Here is a 15,851-nt window from a genome sequence, read left to right as displayed (position 1 = left end):
AGAGACCAACGCTCAGATGGTTGCTACCCATGCACGGGCAATGGCGAGGCCAACGGCATCCGCATCGGGCCCGTTGCGGGCCATTTCGCCATCGAGCTTGCCGGCCCAGTCGGGATGGCGAGCGGCGATGGTCGGGGCAAAGGATGTGCTCCAATCCTTGACCATCGGCCGGTCGGCCTCGAAGTGAAACTGGAAACCGTAGACGGCGCGGCCGACGCGAAATGCCTGGTTCTCGGCGACATCGTTGCCGGCAAGCCGCACGGCGGCCTCGGGCAGCACGAAGGTGTCGTCATGCCACTGGAAGATCGGGAATTTCTCCGGCAGCGCGCCCAGCACCGGATCGGCCTTGGCGTCCGCCGTCAGCGACACGCCGTGCCAGCCGAACTCATTGGCGCCGCCAATGCGGTTCTCGCCGCCGAAGGCACGGGCGACTAGCTGGCTGCCCAGGCAGATGCCGAGCACGGCGCGATCCTTGCCGGCGAAATCGCGGGTCAATTCGAGCAGGGCCGGGAAATAGGGGTACTCATCGTCGGCCAGCGCGTTCTGGCCGCCGCCGAGCACGATCATGGCATCATGCCCGGTCGCGTCATCCGGCAGGGGATCGCCTTTGTAAGGGAGGCGCAGGTCGAGATCGGCACCCGCTTCCGCAAGTGCTGCGCCGACTTGGCCAAGGCCGGTATTGTCGTAGTTCTGGACCACCAGCACCCGCATGAAAAACCCTGCTGACATGAAAATGATGCGACGAGCGATACCATGTCGTCAGCATTGCAGCCAAGATGCGCGTTCGGAGAGAAAGCTATGCCACTGCAGAACCGGGTCGATCCGTTCGGCGCCATCCACGCCGTGCCCGAGCGCGGGCTGTTCACCGGCAATCGCGGCATCCTCCACGATCCCGAGACGAAGACACTCAAGAAAAAGCGCTGGGCGCTTCAGGCCTGGATCATCTGCGTCTGCCAATTCCGCGATGTGCGGCGCGAACCGATGGGCCGCAACCGGACGGGCGGCAAAGCGGGCTGGACCGAACTGTTCTTCCTCGATGAGGTGACCGCATTGGCTGCCGGGCATCGCCCCTGCTTCTTTTGCCAGCGCGAACGGGCCAGGGAGTTCGTCAGCTGCTTCGGCGAAGCTTTCGACATTGCCGAACCGCGCGCGCCGCAGGTCGACAAGCGGCTGCACAAGGAGCGGCTGGCGTCGGGCGGCAGGCCGCCAAGGGTTGCTCTTGAAGACCTTGCCGGCCTGCCCGACGGCGCCATGGTTGCGGATGGTGGCACCGTCTATGCTCTGCGTCGGGGCAAGACGCTGCGCTGGTCGTTTGCCGGATATGAGCAACCCAACGATTTCGGCATGCCCAATGGCAAGACGCTGTCGCTGCTGACGCCGGCCACAACGCTTGCCGCGCTGCGGCATGGCTTTCGGCCGGTGTGGCATCCGACCGCCGAGGCTTGACGCCGGCGGCAGGCTCGCTCATTCCTCGGCGATGCGCGCCAATTACAAGATGCAACGTCTGTTCGTGCCCGACGATCTCGCGCCGGATGTCGAGTTCGACGCCGGCCAACAGCAGAGCCACTATCTCCTGCATGTGCTGCGGCTTGGCGAAGGCGCCGAAATCCTGGTTTTCAATGGCCGCGACGGCGAGTGGTCGGCGGCCATTGCGGCGAAGACAAAAAGGGCGGTGCGGCTGAAGGTGTCGGCGCTGCAACGGCCGCAGCCACCGCTGCCCGATCTCGTCTACTGCTTTGCGCCGCTGAAGCAGGGCCGGCTCGACTATCTCGTGCAGAAGGCGGTCGAGATGGGCGCCGGCATCCTGCAGCCGGTCATCACCCAGCACACGCAAGTGGCCAAGCCTTCGATCGATCGCCTGCGCGCCAATGTCGTAGAAGCCGCCGAGCAATGCGGCATACTGGCGGTGCCGGAGGTGCGCGAAGCGGAAAAATTCGACCGCCTGCTGACCGGCTGGGACAAGGAGCGGCGGCTGATCTTCTGCGACGAGGACGCCTCGACCAACAATCCGCTGGCCGCGCTGCAGGCGGTGAAGGAAAAGAAGCTTGGGCTGCTGGTCGGGCCGGAGGGCGGCTTTTCCGACGACGAGCGCAAGATGCTGCGCGCCCTGCCCTTCGTCACCGCCATTCCGCTCGGCCCGCGTATCCTGCGCGCCGATACGGCGGCGGTGGCCGCGCTCGCGGTGATGCAGGCGACAGTCGGCGACTGGTAAGACCTGGCCTCTTGCAAGGAATGGGCAGCGCTGCCACGTTCAATTCCTGTTGACCTGTGGCTCAGGATTTTTCGCTTGATCGTCTGCTGACATTTCGTCCATTTAGCGCCGGCGATCGTCCGATCGTCCTACAGCGCCCGCCGCCTTTCGCACGTGCAAGGGACACTGTAGCATTCCATTGGGGCGCATGATCCCCAGCGAAAGTCGAAAGCCGATTTTCGGGGTCATGTGCAGAGGGTTCATAGATGGCGCGCGATACGACCGATTTCCGCCCGATCGAAGGTGTCGACGAACTCGTCGAGCACCTGGCCGAAGGCAACAAGCCGCGCGACAAATGGCGCATCGGCACCGAGCACGAGAAATTCCCCTTCTATGTCGACGGCAATGCACCGGTCCCCTATGGCGGCGAACGCGGCATCCGCGCCATTCTCGAAGGCATGCAGTCAAAGCTCGGCTGGGATCCGATCGTCGATGACGGCCGCATTATCGGCCTGGTCGAACCGACCGGCCAAGGTGCGATTTCGCTGGAACCCGGCGGCCAGTTCGAGCTTTCCGGCGCACCGCTGGAGACGATCCACCAGACCTGCCGCGAGGGCAACGCCCACCTTGCGCAGGTGCGCGAGATCGCCGAGCCGATGGGCATCCGTTTCCTCGGCCTCGGCGGCAGCCCGAAATGGTCGCTGGCCGAGACGCCGAAGATGCCGAAATCGCGCTACGAGATCATGACGCGCTACATGCCCAAGGTCGGCACCAAGGGCCTCGACATGATGTACCGCACCTGCACGATCCAGGTGAACCTCGACTTCGAGAGCGAGGCCGACATGCGCCGCAAGATGCAGGTGTCGTTGAAGCTGCAGCCGCTGTCGACGGCATTGTTCGCCAATTCGCCTTTCACCGAAAGCCACCCGAACGGCTTGCAGAGCTGGCGCGGCGACATCTGGCGCGACACCGACAACCAGCGCTCGGGCCTGCTCGAATTCTGCTTTTCGCCCGATTTCGGCTTCGCCGATTATGTCGAATGGGCGCTCGACGTGCCGATGTATTTCGTCATCCGCGACGACCGCTATCACGACATGACGCACATCACCTTCCGCCAGTTCATGGCCGGGGCCGCGCGCAATGAAGTACCCGACGGGCTGCCGACAATGGGCGACTGGGCGAACCATCTGTCGACGCTGTTCCCGGACGTGCGGCTGAAGCGCTTCCTTGAGATGCGCGGCGCCGATGGCGGGCCATGGCGGCGCATCTGCGCGCTGCCGGCCTTCTGGGTCGGATTGCTTTATGATGAGGCCGCACTCGATGCCGCCGAGGCACTGACGTCGAGCTGGACCTATGAAGAAACGCTGGCGATGCGCAACGCGGTGCCGGAACAAGGCATTTCCGCGCCCTTCCGCAACACCACATTGCGCGAAATCGCCCGTGACGTGCTGGTCATTTCGCGCATGGGGCTAAAGAACCGTGGCAAGAAGAACCGCGACGGCTACGACGAGACCTCCTTCCTCAACACATTAGACGAAGTCGTGGCGCGCGGCACCACCAGCGCCGAGGAGATGCTGTCGGCCTATCACACACGCTGGGGCGGTTCGATCGAGCCGGTTTTCATGGAATACGCCTATTGACCCTCGGATTTGGCAAAGCTGACCGGCCGGCAAAAGTCGCTTCAATCGGAGGTGGAAACAAACTAGGCTTCTTCGGCGAGGATTTCCGGAGGAGACGCCGATGCCCACCTTGTTCGACATGCTGACACAGGCCCAGAACGGCAATGGCATGCAGGCCCTTGCCCAACAATACGGGCTTTCGATGCAGCAGACGCAAGCCGCGGTCGCCGCATTGCTGCCGGCCTTTTCGCAAGGGCTGCAGCGCAACACCGCCGACCCTTACGGGCTCGGTGCCTTCATGACGGCGATGGCCAGCGGCCAGCACGCCAAGTATTTCGAGGACGCAACCCGGGCCTTCTCGCCGCAGGGCGTTGATGAGGGCAACGGCATCCTCGGGCACCTGTTCGGTTCGAAGGACCTGTCGCGCGCCGTGGCCAGCCAGGCGGCGCAAGCCAGCGGCGTCAATCAGCAGATCCTGCAGCAGATGCTGCCGGCGATCGCCTCGATGGTCATGGGCGGACTGTTCAAGCAGACGACAAATCAGATGCAGGCCGCCGGCGGGTTTGGCGGCGGCGGCAACAATCCGCTCGGCGAGATCATCGAGCAGATGATGCGGCAAGGCGGCGGCATGCAGGCTCCGGCGCCGCAGCCGCGCCAGGCGCCGCAGCCCCAGAACCCGACGGACAACCCGCTCGGCAAGGTGTTGCAGGACATATTCGGCGGCGGCGCTGCTCAGCCACAGCCGCAAAGCCAGCCGCAACCGGCGCCCAATCCCTACGGCGACAACCCGCTCGGCAAGGTGCTGCAGGACATGTTCGGCGGTGGCGCGCCGCAGCCGCAAGGGCGGGCGCAGCCGCAGCCTCAGCAGACACAAAGCCCCTACGGAAACAATCCGCTGGGGAAAATCTTCGAGGAGATGCTGCGGCAAGGTGGCGGTGGATTAGGCGGCATCCCTGGCGGACAGCCGGCGCCGCAACAGCCTCAAGCGCCCCCACAGCAGCGTCAGGCACCTCAGCCACAGGCCAATCCGAGCGGCAGGCCGAAAAACCCGTTCGACGACCTGTTCGGCAAGATGTTCGAGACCGGCGCCCAGCAGCGTGACGACTACCAGAAGGGCGTGGAGACGATCTTCGACCAGTTCAAGCGGGACATGGACCGGCGCTAGGCCGACAACAAGCGCCATCCCGGCCAAGAAAAGAAAGGCCCGGTCCTGGGAGGACCGGGCAGAGTGCAGGCGGGCCGGGGGGATCCGGCAGGGAGTGGGAGCCTGCATACTCGTCAGTCGCGTCGAACCCCGAAAAGGTTCACGACAACCTGAACGAACGACAAGCGACAGATCAGGCCACCTTGCGGGCGATGTCCTCGATCGTTTCGACGCGATCGCTGGCGATTTCGCGCAGCATCGCCGTCGGGTCGCGGCCAAACGGCACGTCGATGGCGACGTGCAGGTCGGCGCGCGTCAGGCCGATGTCGGCGAGTTCAGCGTCCGACATCTCGCCAAGGCGGTAGAAGGCGCGGCGGTTTTTCCAGGCACGGTAGACGTTGGAGACAGTGTTGGCCACGCGAGTCGCAACGGCCGGACGCGAGGTGATGCGCGAGGTCTCGGTGGCGAAATCAAACGTGGTCATTGTCGGTCTCCTTCAGACTCGAACGAACAAAGCCTTGCGATCGGCGCTGGCGACAGCGGCCGTTCCGGCTTCGATTCACATGCCTTCATGTGGACAATGCCAATTTGCCAGCGGCCGATTGATTAATCCAACGAATGTTTCTAATCTTTACCATCAACACTAGTGATGGATCATGTCGATGAAATCGCCGCTCGATCTCGATCAATTGCAGACTTTCATCTCGATTGCCGATACCGGCAGCTTCACCAGGGCGGCCGAAGAGGTGCACCGGACCCAGTCGGCGGTTTCGATGCAGATGCGCCGGCTCGAAGAACGGATCGGCAAGCCGCTGTTCGAAAAGGACGGGCGCACCAACAGGCTGACCGAGGAAGGCGACAAGCTGCTTTCCTATGCGCGTCGGCTGCTCTATCTCAACCGCGAGACCCTGGCCGCCTTCGATGACCGGCGGCTCGAAGGCACGATCCGTATCGGCACGCCCGACGACTATGCCGACCGTTTCCTGCCCGAGATCATGGCGCGGTTCACGCGCTCCAATCCGCGCGTCGAACTCACCGTCATCTGCGAACCGACGCCGGGGCTGGTCGAACATATCAAGCGCGGCAATCTCGACCTGGCGCTGGTGACGCACAACGACGTACGCGGCCAGTCGGAGGTGGTGCGGCGCGAACCGCTGCTGTGGGTCACCTCGGCCAACCACGCGACGCACGAGCAGGAAACGCTGCCAATGGCCTTTGGCCGGCCGAACTGCATCTGGCGGCGCGCCGCCGTCGATGTGCTCGACCAGCAGAATCGCGACTATCGTATCCTGTTCACCAGTTTCTCGGCCACCGTCATCACCGCCGCGGTGCTTTCCGGCCTGGCGATCTCGGTGCTGCCGGAATGCGCGCTGCGGCCCGGTATGCGGGTGCTGGGCGAAGCCGACGGCTTTGGCGCCCTTCCCGATTGCCGCATTGGCATCATGCGCGGCCAGACGTCGCGGCCGGAGATCGTCGATGCGCTCGCCCGCCATATTTCGGAAAGCCTGGACAATATCTCCGTGCCGGTCGGCGAAGACCCCGGGACATTCGATTTCGCGGCACTCGCCTTCACCAAGCTGCGGCGAACCAAGCCAAACCAGATTCTGCCCGGCTGGTAGGCAGCGTCAGGTATGCGGATTATGAACGGCTGGTCCGACCCAACCGCCTTGACGCGGGCGCCCAACCGTTCCCCAATCGACCGATGAGCGAAGCAGCATCCGAATCACGCACCAACGCCGCCGAATATACGGTTAGCGAGATTTCCGGCGCGCTGAAGCGCACGGTCGAGGACGTTTTCGGCAATGTGCGGGTGCGCGGCGAAATATCAGGCTATCGCGGGCCGCATTCCTCAGGTCATGCCTATTTCGCGCTGAAGGACGACCGCGCGCGGCTCGACGCCGTCGTGTGGAAAGGCACGATGAGCCGGCTGAAATTCCGTCCCGAAGAGGGCATGGAGGTGATCGCCACCGGCAAGCTCACCACCTATCCCGGCAAGTCCAACTACCAGATCGTCATCGACAATCTGGAGCCTGCCGGCGCCGGCGCCCTGATGGCGCTGCTGGAAGAGCGCAAGCGGCGGCTACAGGCCGAGGGGCTGTTCGATACCGGCCGCAAGCGGTTGCTGCCATTCATGCCGCGCGTCATCGGCGTCGTTACCTCGCCGACAGGGTCCGTCATCCGCGACATCATCCACCGTATCAAGGACCGCTTTCCGCTGCACATCCTGGTCTGGCCGGTGCGTGTTCAGGGCGAGACGTCAGGCACGGAAGTGGCTGCGGCGGTCAACGGCTTCAACGCGCTGGCATGGGATGGCGCCATCCAGCGTCCCGATCTGCTGATCGTGGCGCGTGGCGGCGGCAGCCTCGAAGACCTCTGGGGGTTCGACGACGAGGCGCTCGCCCGCGCGGTTGCCGCTTCCGGCATTCCGGTGATCTCGGCTGTCGGCCACGAGACCGACTGGACGCTGATCGACCTCGTTGCCGACGTGCGGGCGCCGACGCCGACGGGTGCGGCCGAAATTGCCGTGCCGGTGAAGGCGGACCTCGAAGCAACGCTGGCCAGCCTCGGTGCGCGGCTGAAAGCGGCGGTCGTGCGCAATTTCGAACGCAAGCGGCAGGCCGCCCGTGCCGCCGCCCGGGCTCTGCCCTCGCCCGATCAATTGCTGGCGCTGCCGCGCCGGCGTCTCGATGAGGCGACATCCAGGCTCGGCAGGGGCCTGTTGGTCTCCACCGAACGCAAGCGTGCAAGGTTTTTTGCCGTAAAACTGACACCAGCAATGCTGTCGCAGCGCATTGCAGAGGCGCGGCGCACCAACGAACGCAATCTTTTGCGAGCACAAGGGGCACTGCGCGCGTTGGCAAGAGCCCGGCGTGCGGAGCTTAACCGAGCGGCGGATCAATTGCCAAAATGTGCCAAGGCATCGCTGCAGCGGCACAAGCAGCAACTGGCCATGCTGCAAGGCCGCATCACGATCGAGCCGACGGCACGGCGGCAACGCGTGCAGAGGGATTTGCTGACAGCTTTGACAAGACGCGGCACGCAAGCAGTGGTGCTCAGGCTGGAGCGCCTGCGCGGCCGCGTCGTCCAGTCCGACAGGTTGATGGCGTCGCTGTCGCACAAGGCCGTCCTGGCCCGCGGCTTTGCGCTGGTGAGAGATGCGGATGGCGCCGTCGTCAAGCAGGCTGCCGACGTGGCGTCGGGAATGGCGCTTTCGCTCGAGTTCGCCGACGGCACCGCCGATGCGGTGGCAATCAGCGGCACGGCAAAACCGAAAGCCGTGGCCAAGCCGACGGCCAAGGCCAAAGAGCCTGGCAATCAGGGATCCCTATTTTGACATCATGACCGACAATCCGCATCTGACAACGCCCTCAGGCAAACCGCGCGCGCGAAATTTCGGCATCGGCTTCGATGGGCGGCCCGGACCGTTTAACGCGATCACCGATGTGCCCGGCGTCGCGGTCGGCTATGCGACTCTGATTTCGGGCGATGGCGCGCTTGTCGTCGGCGAGGGACCGGTGCGCACCGGCGTGACCGCGATCCTGCCCAGACCGCTCGCCGACCTCGCCACCCCGGTCTTCGCCGGCATCTTCAGCCAGAACGGAAACGGCGAACTGACCGGCTCGCACATCGTCGAGGAAACCGGCGCTTTCAACTTCCCGATCACCATCACCAACACACATTCCTGCGGTGTCTCACGCGACGGCACGCTGCGCTGGATGCAAAGCGTGCTGCCGGCGGCGCTCGACAGCGGCTGGGGGCTGCCGGTGGCGGCGGAGACCTATGACGGTTTCCTCAACGACATCAACGGCCACCATTTGACGTCAGAGCATGTTGCGCAGGCCCTCGACGGTGCCGCCGCCGGACCGATCGAAGAAGGCAGCGTCGGTGGCGGTACCGGCATGATCACCTTCGGCTTCAAGGCCGGCTCCGGCACGGCATCGCGCATCGTCGAATGGCAAGGCCATGCCTACACCGTCGGCGCCTTCGTGCAGTCCAATTTTGGAAAACGGCGCAATATTATCATTCGCGGCCTGCGCGCCGGGCCGGAACTCGTCGAACCGGCGGTCCGCGAAGGCACACCGCGTGCAGAAAAGGGTTCAATCATTGCCGTCGTCGCCACCGACGCACCGTTCCTGCCGCATCAGATGAAGCGACTGGCCCGACGGGTGCCGCTTGGCGTCGCTATGACCGGCGGCTTCGGCTATCACAGCTCGGGCGACATTTTCATCGCCTTCTCGACCGCCAATGCGAGCGCGGCGCTGGCGCCATCCGGCCGCATCGCGAACGCCGATTTTATTCCGGACACCGACATCGATCCGTTTTTCGATGCGGTGATCCAGACCGTGGAGGAAGCAATCCTCAACGCACTGGTCGCCAATGACGATATGACCGGACGCGACGGGAATTTCGTGCCGGCGCTGCCGAAGACGTGGCTGAAGGAGAAGTTTGGCTGAAGACAAAAACGCGGGCCAGAAGCCCGCGCTGAACAACGTCGCCGCTATGCGATCATTCCGCGGCTTTTCTGGGGGCCTGCTGGCTTTCCTCGGCCTCGGCCGCTTCCTCAAGCCGGGATGCGATAAGTTCCTGGATATCGCCGACTTCTTCCTGGATATCCTCCAACGGAATGCCGACCTCGGCCGCCTCGGCGGCGCACTCCTTGGCCAAGGTCTCGGCCTGCTTGTCGATCCTTGCCTGGGAGGACTGGCAATGGACCTTTTCGCCGATCCATCCCCGCAAGAATTCGATGGCGTGTTCACTCATACTGCTGTTCCCTGGCCGCAAAGCCGGTTGGTAATCATAAACGTCGACATCCCGCAAAGGATGCATGTCCCCATTCCAGCCGAGTCGCGGTCAGCCGGCAAGCCAATGCCGTCCAAGGTCCACAGAGCCATAGGAAATCGAGGGGTCAAGAGCATTTTCTGATTCTGGAGGGGTCGGTACCGTTGGCTGGGTCACACCCAGCGCTGCGCCACTGTTTCTATTTGCTTTTTCCGGTTTCCGAGCCGATTTCCGTCACAATAGATGGCACAACACACTACACATTCACAGTTGCTTCGAGGTGCTGCCCTCGGGCGCGCAGGTCGAAGCCGCCGCTATATAGTGACATCCTCCTGCAATGTCGACTCCGCTCGCCATCCTGCTTCTTTGCGCCGCGCCGAAGGGGCCGCAACGGACGCAGAGCAAGTGACGAAGGGACCGAGCCGGGTGGAGCAAGCTTCGGCGGAACCGCTCAGACGTGCACAGCCACCACCGCCGCGCAGTCGCCGGCCTTGACCAGCCCGGGGAAATGCCGCGCCGCCAGCATGCCAGACATCTTTGCCCGGATTTCCTGCGGGGCGATGCCGGTGCGGCCGGTGGAGTGAATGCGTGCCAGCACCGCGCCTTCTTCGACGGGCTCGCCGAGGTCGACCATGGTTTCGATCATGCCGTCATCTTCGGCGAACGAGAAACAATCGCCCGACGGCATGTCGAGCCACTGGGTTCGAGTCTTCTCCACCGCACCATCTACAATGCCCGCATGGCGCAGCACGTTCAGTATGCCATGCCGCGCGATCCGCACGGTTTGCGCGCGCGAGGTGCCGCCGCCGCCAAGCTCGGTGCTGACGAAGACCTTGCCCATCTCCTCGGCTGCCGTGTCGTACATGCCAACGGCGTCGATCTCGATCATGCGCATCGAGTACGGGGCGGCAAAGGCCGCGACCGCGTCAAAGGCTTTCTGTTCCAGCGCCTTGTCGGGCAAAGTATGCGCGGCGCAGAACGGCACGAAGTCCAGCGTCTTGCCGCCGGAATGGAAGTCGAACACGATGTCGGCGCGGGGAAGCAGCTCACGCTGGAAATAATCGGCGATCTTCTCGGTCACCGTCCCGTCCGGCCGGCCGGGAAAGCTGCGGTTCATGTTGCCCTTGTCGATCGGCGAGGTACGTGTGCCGGCGCGGAAGGCCGGATAGTTCATGGCCGGCACGATGATCACCGTGCCGCTGACTTGCTTGGGATCGAGGGTCCTGGCGAGATCGTAGAGGGCCAGCGGCCCCTCATACTCGTCGCCATGGTTGCCGCCGGAAAGCAGTGCTGCCGGCCCCTTACCGTTGCGGATGACGCAGATCGGGATCATCACCGAGCCCCACGCCGAGTCATCTCGGCTGTAGGGCAGGCGCAGGAAACCATGCTGCACGCCATCCCGGTCGAAATCGACGGTCGGCGCGATCGGCGATGGGCGTAGACTCGACATCGGCTTCAATCCTTCACCACCAGCTTGCGTGGCACATTGGCAAGGCACTCTACACCGGTTTCGGTGATCAGGATGGACTCGGTGATTTCGAGCCCCATCGTCTCCAGCCACAGGCCGGTCATGAAATGGAAGGTCATGCCGGGCTTGAGTTCGGTGCGATCGCCGGGACGCAGGCTCATCGTGCGCTCGCCCCAATCCGGCGGATAGGACAGGCCGATCGAATAGCCGGTGCGGTTGTCCTTGACGATGCCGTATCGCTTGAGGACACCGAAGAAGGCGTTGGCGATGTCCTCGCAGGCGTTGCCCGGTTTTGCAGCGGCCAGGCCCGCTTCCATGCCTTCCAGCGTCGCCTTCTCGGCATCGAGGAATTCCTGCGTCGGCTTGCCGAGGAAGACGGTGCGCGACAGTGGGCAGTGATAGCGGTTGTAGCAGCCGGCGATCTCGAAGAAGGTGCCCTCGCCCCGCTTCATCGGTCTGTCGTCCCAGGTCAGATGCGGCGCCGAAGCATCGGCACCCGACGGCAGCAGCGGCACGATCGCCGGATAGTCGCCGCCGATGCCGTCGACGCCGCGCGTGCCGGCATCGTAGATTTCGGCAACGAGATCGCATTTGCGCATGCCGACTTCGATCTTGTCGACGATACGCTGGTGCATCGCTTCGACGATGCGGGCGGCCTTGCGCATATAGTCGATCTCGGTCGGGCTCTTGATCGCGCGCTGCCAGTTGACCAGCGCGGTGGCATCGACAAAGCGGGCATTGGGCAAATGCTTCTGCAGCGATGCGAAGGCTGCGGCCGAGAACCAGTAATTGTCCATCTCAACGCCGACTGTCAGCTTGCCCCAGCCGCGATCCGCAAGCACGCTGGCCAAAAAATCCATCGGGTGGCGCTCGGTCGACTGCACATAGTGGTCGGCATAGCCGACGATGTTGTCATGCGCGATATAGGCGGTGCGCTTGGCGCCGTTGGCGTCCTGGCCGCGCCCGTACCAGACCGGTTCGCCCGATGGCGGCACGATGACAGCCTGATGCACATAGAACGACCAGCCGTCGTAGCCGGTCAGCCAGGCCATGTTGGAAGGATCGCTGATAACAAGAAGATCGACGCCCTTCACCTCCATGGCCTTGCGCGTCTTGGCGAGGCGATCCGCAAATTCGCCACGCGAGAATTTCAGATTCGGTTGCATTGTTCTTAGTCCTCGTTTGTTGGGCCTCACGGCCGGTATCAGCTTTCGAAAATGGTTCCCGCCTTCACCGCCCGCGCGCGGTCTCGAGCGAGCGTGGCAATCGCCGTGTCCTGGACGCCGGTGCCGGTGAGATCGGCGATGGTGATGTCGCTGGCCGAGCGGCGGCCATGTTTTTCGCCGGCGATGATCTGGCCGAGTTCGGTCACCTCCGCATCTCCAGCCATCACACCCGCCGCGATGGCATGATGCAGTTCACCCAACCGCCTTGTCTGGCGGGCACTGTCGGCGACATAGAGATCGGCCATGCGCAGGATTGCCGGCGCGATCTCGTTCTTATGCTCGGCGTCGGAGCCCATCGCGGTGATGTGCTGGCCTGCAGAAACGAATCCCGCCTTGATCAGCGGCTCGGTCGAAGGCGTGGTGGTGACGATGATGTCGGCGCCGACAACCGCGTTTGCCGCGTCTGATACGGCACGCACGGCGATGCCGAGCTTTTCGCGCAGGGCAGCGGCGGCCATCTCTGCCTTGGCTACATCGCGCCCCCAGATGCGTGCCTCGGCAATCGGTCGCACCAGCATGAGGGCTTCCAATTGCAATCCGGCCTGGACGCCGGCGCCGAAGATCGCGGCAACCGACGAGTCCTGCCGCGACAGATGTTTGGCGGCCACGGCGCCGGCAGCAGCCGTGCGGATATCGGTGAGATAGCCATTGTCGAGCAACAGCGCCTCGACCAGGCCGGTCTTGGCCGAAAGCAGCACCATCATGCCGTTGACGCTGGGCAGGCCGAGCTTCGGGTTGTCGAAGAAGCCGGGGCTGATCTTGATGGCAAAACCGTCGATGCCCGGCACATAGGCGGTCTTCACGTCGACCTCGCCGCGATGCTCGGGAATGTCGAGCCGCAGGATCGGCGGCATCGCCACCGGCAGAGTGGCAAGCGCGCGGAAGGCGTTCTCGACACAGGCGACGGCATCGAGATCGAGTGTCACGATCGCGCGCAATTCTTGCTCGGTGAGGATCGTCATCCGGCTCATGCGGCACGCTCCGATGGCGCTTCGCCGCAAACAATCTTGCGGTGCGCGTCCATATCGATGTTGCGGCCGGAAAGCAGAACAACCACCGGCCCGTTCGTCGTGATCTTGCCGGCCATCAGAGCGGCGATGCCGACCGCGCCGGCGCCCTCGATGATCTCGCGCTCCCGCGCATAGGCGTGGCGGATGCCGGCGGCGATCTCATCCTCACTGAGCAGGATGACATCGTCGAGCAGGTCGCGGCACATGGCGAAGGTCAGCCGGTTGTCGAGGCCGATGCCGCCGCCGAGCGAATCCGCCAGCGTTGGCAATTCTTCCACCCGCACCGGGCGGCCGGCATCGAGACTGGCCTTCATCGCCGCGCCACGTGCCATCGAGATACCGATGACTTTTGTCCGCGGGCTGACGCCTTTGATGGCTGCGGCAACGCCGGAGGCGAGCCCGCCCCCGGAGAGTTGGACCAGAACGAGAGCTGCGTCCGGAACCTGCTCGATCATCTCAAGCCCGAGCGTGCCTTGCCCGGCGATAATGTCGGGATGATCGAAGGGCGGCAGCATAACCAGCCCCTCTTGCGCCACCAGCCGATCGACTTCCTGCTGGGCATCGTCCTGGCTGTCGCCGACGATACGGACTTCCGCGCCCAGCCGGCGGATCTCGTCGAGCTTGTTGCCCGGCACCAGCCGCGACATGCAGATCACGGCGCGCATGCCCTCAAGCTTCGCCGCATGCGCCAGCGCGCGGCCGTGATTGCCGGTCGAGGCGGCGACCACGCCACGCGCCTTCTGTTCGGCGCTCAACGAGGCGACGGCGTTCGAGGCGCCACGCAGCTTGAAACTGCCGGTGATCTGCCGGTGTTCGAGCTTGAGGTGAACCTGTGCGCCCAGCTCTTCGGAAAGACTTTGGGATAGCACGGTCGGCGTGCGCTCGACCTTGCCGGCAATGCGCTCACGCGCGGCGCGAATGTGCTCAAGAGTGACCTGTGTCATGATCATCAATCAGGCGGCAAATGGCTGGGTCATCAGACGGCCGAATTCGGGATGCGGCGCGTCATCTCCGCAAAGCCGCAGACAATTCCAGGCGGTCGCCTGGTTGCTGGTCACCACGGGACGTCCAATAGCCTTTTCCATGCCGGTGACCGCGAGGGCGCTACGCAGCGCCGTGCAGGACACGAACAGCGCATCGGCGCTGGCGTCGGTCGCTTCCCGCGCCAGATCGACAAGCGTTGCCGGTGCAATGCGCGCCATCTCGCGGTCGTCCTCGAAACCGAGGCAGGTAAAGTTGACGATCTCGAAGCCGCGCGCCGCGAAATAGGCGGCCATCGGCCTGGATGTCTCGATCGTGTAGGGAGTGAGGATGCTGAGCTTGTTTGCGCCCAGCGCACGAAGCCCGCGCACGCCCGCCATCGGCGGCGTAACGACTGGCACGCCGGGCTTTGCGACCTGGATCGCCGCCTCGATCTCGGCGTCACCGATCACCACCGAGGCCGAGGTGCAGGAGTAGCAGATCGCATCGAGCGGCTCGTCGGGCAGGATCAGGGCCGCGCCTGCCGTCAGCGCCGGCTGCATCTTGCGCAGATTATCCGGTGTCGTCGGGTTGGCGTAGGGAATGCGCGCGACATAGACGCCGATCCGCTCCCTCGCCACCATGCGGCGGAAATCCGGTTCGCTGGTATGGTCGGTGGCAAGGGCGATCAGGCCGACGCGACGCTCCAGCGGGCGGTCATCCAGCGCCGGCCGTTTCGGGTAGACCTTGATCTCGGGCAAGGGTTTCATCGGCTACCTCTCGATCTTGCCGTAGCGGCGTTCCAGCCAGCGCAGCAGCACGACCGAAAACAGACTGATGACGAGGAAGAAGGCACCGACCAGGGTGATCGGCTCGATATAGCGATAGTAGGTGTTGGCGACGCTTTTGGCCTGGTTCATCAGTTCCAGAACGGTGATTGCCGACAGCAGCGGCGTTTCCTTGAACATGGCGATGAAATAATTGGCGAGCGCCGGAATCATCGGCGGGATGGCCTGCGGAATGATGATGTGGGTCCAGGTCTGCCTGGCGCTCAAATTGCACGCCTTGGCGGCCTCCCATTGGCCGCGCGGCACATTGTCGATGCCGGCACGATACACCTCGGCCGTGTAGGTGCCGTAATGCAGTCCGAGCCCGATGACACCGGCGACCAGCGGGGGCAGCAGGATGCCGATGTCGGGCAGGACATAAAAGATGAAATAGAGCTGCACCAGCAGCGGCGTGCCGCGAATGAATTCAGCTGCCCAGCCGACCGTGCGCGACAGCGCCTTGTTGGGCGAGCGGCGCGCAAGCGCAATGCCCAACCCGACGATCGCCGCCAGCACCGAGCCGAGCAGCGTCGCCAGGATGGTGATCTTCACGCCCTGGATCAGCGTCGGCATGATTTCCCAGACGAAGTTCCAATCCCACTCCATCAGCAAGTCCGATTTATCAGA

16 protein-coding genes are annotated in these 15,851 nt (G+C 64.0%); 8 read left to right on the top strand and 8 right to left on the bottom strand.

The features are described from left to right. Positions 1-12 precede the first annotated feature (12 nt). Positions 13-711, bottom strand: a complete 699-nt coding sequence (locus LB558_RS24060; RefSeq protein ID WP_224699878.1) for a type 1 glutamine amidotransferase — start codon at positions 709-711, stop codon at positions 13-15. Positions 712-798: 87 nt separating this feature from the next. Between LB558_RS24060 and LB558_RS24055 the strand changes: the two genes are divergently transcribed. From LB558_RS24055 to LB558_RS24040, 4 genes are all read left to right on the top strand, one after another. Then, complete coding sequence (locus LB558_RS24055; protein ID WP_224699826.1) at positions 799-1,446, top strand: hypothetical protein; 648 nt, start codon at positions 799-801, stop codon at positions 1,444-1,446. A 31-nt stretch (positions 1,447-1,477) separates the two neighbouring features. Continuing rightward, positions 1,478-2,212: a 16S rRNA (uracil(1498)-N(3))-methyltransferase gene (locus LB558_RS24050; RefSeq protein ID WP_224699877.1), complete on the top strand. Its 735-nt coding sequence runs from the start codon at positions 1,478-1,480 to the stop codon at positions 2,210-2,212. A 245-nt stretch (positions 2,213-2,457) separates the two neighbouring features. Then, positions 2,458-3,831, top strand: a complete 1,374-nt coding sequence (locus LB558_RS24045) for a glutamate--cysteine ligase (protein WP_224699825.1) — start codon at positions 2,458-2,460, stop codon at positions 3,829-3,831. Between the two features lie 100 nt (positions 3,832-3,931). Then, complete coding sequence (locus LB558_RS24040; protein ID WP_224699824.1) at positions 3,932-4,975, top strand: DUF937 domain-containing protein; 1,044 nt, start codon at positions 3,932-3,934, stop codon at positions 4,973-4,975. A 172-nt stretch (positions 4,976-5,147) separates the two neighbouring features. Here the strand turns inward: LB558_RS24040 and LB558_RS24035 are convergent, their stop codons facing one another. After that, on the bottom strand, positions 5,148-5,438 hold the full coding sequence (locus tag LB558_RS24035) for a DUF1127 domain-containing protein (protein WP_023809037.1): 291 nt from the start codon (positions 5,436-5,438) through the stop codon (positions 5,148-5,150). Between the two features lie 178 nt (positions 5,439-5,616). Here LB558_RS24035 and LB558_RS24030 point away from each other — a divergent pair, with 178 nt between their 5' ends. From LB558_RS24030 to LB558_RS24015, 4 genes are all read left to right on the top strand, one after another. Continuing rightward, a complete protein-coding gene (locus LB558_RS24030; protein ID WP_013530338.1) occupies positions 5,617-6,573 on the top strand; it encodes a LysR substrate-binding domain-containing protein in 957 nt (318 codons plus the stop codon). A gap of 83 nt (positions 6,574-6,656) precedes the next feature. Then, entirely contained in the window at positions 6,657-8,288 is a 1,632-nt protein-coding gene (gene xseA / locus LB558_RS24025) for an exodeoxyribonuclease VII large subunit (protein ID WP_224699823.1), read from the top strand. A gap of 4 nt (positions 8,289-8,292) precedes the next feature. Next, entirely contained in the window at positions 8,293-9,408 is a 1,116-nt protein-coding gene (locus tag LB558_RS24020; RefSeq protein WP_224699822.1) for a P1 family peptidase, read from the top strand. Further along, the gene (locus LB558_RS24015) at positions 9,401-9,877 is read left to right on the top strand and encodes a hypothetical protein (protein WP_224699821.1); all 477 of its coding nucleotides are present in this window, start codon (positions 9,401-9,403) and stop codon (positions 9,875-9,877) included. Before LB558_RS24020 ends, LB558_RS24015 begins: the two co-directional genes overlap by 8 nt. A gap of 307 nt (positions 9,878-10,184) precedes the next feature. Here the strand turns inward: LB558_RS24015 and doeB are convergent, their stop codons facing one another. From doeB to ehuD, 6 genes are read right to left on the bottom strand one after another with little or no spacing between them, the layout of a single operon-like run. Continuing rightward, positions 10,185-11,183, bottom strand: coding sequence for a N(2)-acetyl-L-2,4-diaminobutanoate deacetylase DoeB (gene doeB / locus LB558_RS24010; protein WP_224699820.1), 999 nt, complete (start codon positions 11,181-11,183; stop codon positions 10,185-10,187). 5 nt (positions 11,184-11,188) lie between these two features. Beyond that, positions 11,189-12,367, bottom strand: coding sequence for an ectoine hydrolase DoeA (doeA, locus tag LB558_RS24005; RefSeq protein WP_224699819.1), 1,179 nt, complete (start codon positions 12,365-12,367; stop codon positions 11,189-11,191). Between the two features lie 38 nt (positions 12,368-12,405). Further along, positions 12,406-13,398, bottom strand: a complete 993-nt coding sequence (gene eutC, locus LB558_RS24000; protein ID WP_224699818.1) for an ectoine utilization protein EutC — start codon at positions 13,396-13,398, stop codon at positions 12,406-12,408. Beyond that, on the bottom strand, positions 13,395-14,381 hold the full coding sequence (eutB, locus tag LB558_RS23995) for a hydroxyectoine utilization dehydratase EutB (protein WP_224699817.1): 987 nt from the start codon (positions 14,379-14,381) through the stop codon (positions 13,395-13,397). Before eutB ends, eutC begins: the two co-directional genes overlap by 4 nt. 9 nt (positions 14,382-14,390) lie before the next feature. Further along, positions 14,391-15,167 carry an ectoine utilization protein EutA gene (eutA, locus tag LB558_RS23990; protein WP_224699816.1) on the bottom strand — a complete coding sequence of 259 codons (777 nt, stop codon included), beginning with the start codon at positions 15,165-15,167 and terminating at the stop codon, positions 14,391-14,393. A gap of 3 nt (positions 15,168-15,170) precedes the next feature. Beyond that, the gene (gene ehuD, locus LB558_RS23985) at positions 15,171-15,830 is read right to left on the bottom strand and encodes an ectoine/hydroxyectoine ABC transporter permease subunit EhuD (RefSeq protein WP_127254759.1); all 660 of its coding nucleotides are present in this window, start codon (positions 15,828-15,830) and stop codon (positions 15,171-15,173) included. Between the last annotated feature and the right edge of the window lie 21 nt (positions 15,831-15,851).

This window comes from Mesorhizobium sp. CO1-1-8, assembly GCF_020164875.1.
Classification (GTDB): domain Bacteria; phylum Pseudomonadota; class Alphaproteobacteria; order Rhizobiales; family Rhizobiaceae; genus Mesorhizobium.
This window is presented reverse-complemented; position numbering and strand designations above follow the sequence as displayed.

Excerpts from the sequence above, each read along its gene's own strand:
- LB558_RS24060 (WP_224699878.1), bottom strand. The coding sequence starts at position 711 with ATGCGGGTGCTGGTGGTCCAGAACTACGACAATACCGGCCTTGGCCAA.
- LB558_RS24055 (WP_224699826.1), top strand. The coding sequence starts at position 799 with ATGCCACTGCAGAACCGGGTCGATCCGTTCGGCGCCATCCACGCCGTG.
- LB558_RS24050 (WP_224699877.1), top strand. The coding sequence starts at position 1,478 with ATGCGCGCCAATTACAAGATGCAACGTCTGTTCGTGCCCGACGATCTC.
- LB558_RS24045 (WP_224699825.1), top strand. The coding sequence starts at position 2,458 with ATGGCGCGCGATACGACCGATTTCCGCCCGATCGAAGGTGTCGACGAA.
- LB558_RS24040 (WP_224699824.1), top strand. The coding sequence starts at position 3,932 with ATGCCCACCTTGTTCGACATGCTGACACAGGCCCAGAACGGCAATGGC.
- LB558_RS24035 (WP_023809037.1), bottom strand. The coding sequence starts at position 5,438 with ATGACCACGTTTGATTTCGCCACCGAGACCTCGCGCATCACCTCGCGT.
- LB558_RS24030 (WP_013530338.1), top strand. The coding sequence starts at position 5,617 with ATGAAATCGCCGCTCGATCTCGATCAATTGCAGACTTTCATCTCGATT.
- xseA (WP_224699823.1), top strand. The coding sequence starts at position 6,657 with ATGAGCGAAGCAGCATCCGAATCACGCACCAACGCCGCCGAATATACG.
- LB558_RS24020 (WP_224699822.1), top strand. The coding sequence starts at position 8,293 with ATGACCGACAATCCGCATCTGACAACGCCCTCAGGCAAACCGCGCGCG.
- doeB (WP_224699820.1), bottom strand. The coding sequence starts at position 11,183 with ATGTCGAGTCTACGCCCATCGCCGATCGCGCCGACCGTCGATTTCGAC.
- doeA (WP_224699819.1), bottom strand. The coding sequence starts at position 12,367 with ATGCAACCGAATCTGAAATTCTCGCGTGGCGAATTTGCGGATCGCCTC.
- eutC (WP_224699818.1), bottom strand. The coding sequence starts at position 13,398 with ATGAGCCGGATGACGATCCTCACCGAGCAAGAATTGCGCGCGATCGTG.
- eutB (WP_224699817.1), bottom strand. The coding sequence starts at position 14,381 with ATGACACAGGTCACTCTTGAGCACATTCGCGCCGCGCGTGAGCGCATT.
- eutA (WP_224699816.1), bottom strand. The coding sequence starts at position 15,167 with ATGAAACCCTTGCCCGAGATCAAGGTCTACCCGAAACGGCCGGCGCTG.
- ehuD (WP_127254759.1), bottom strand. The coding sequence starts at position 15,830 with ATGGAGTGGGATTGGAACTTCGTCTGGGAAATCATGCCGACGCTGATC.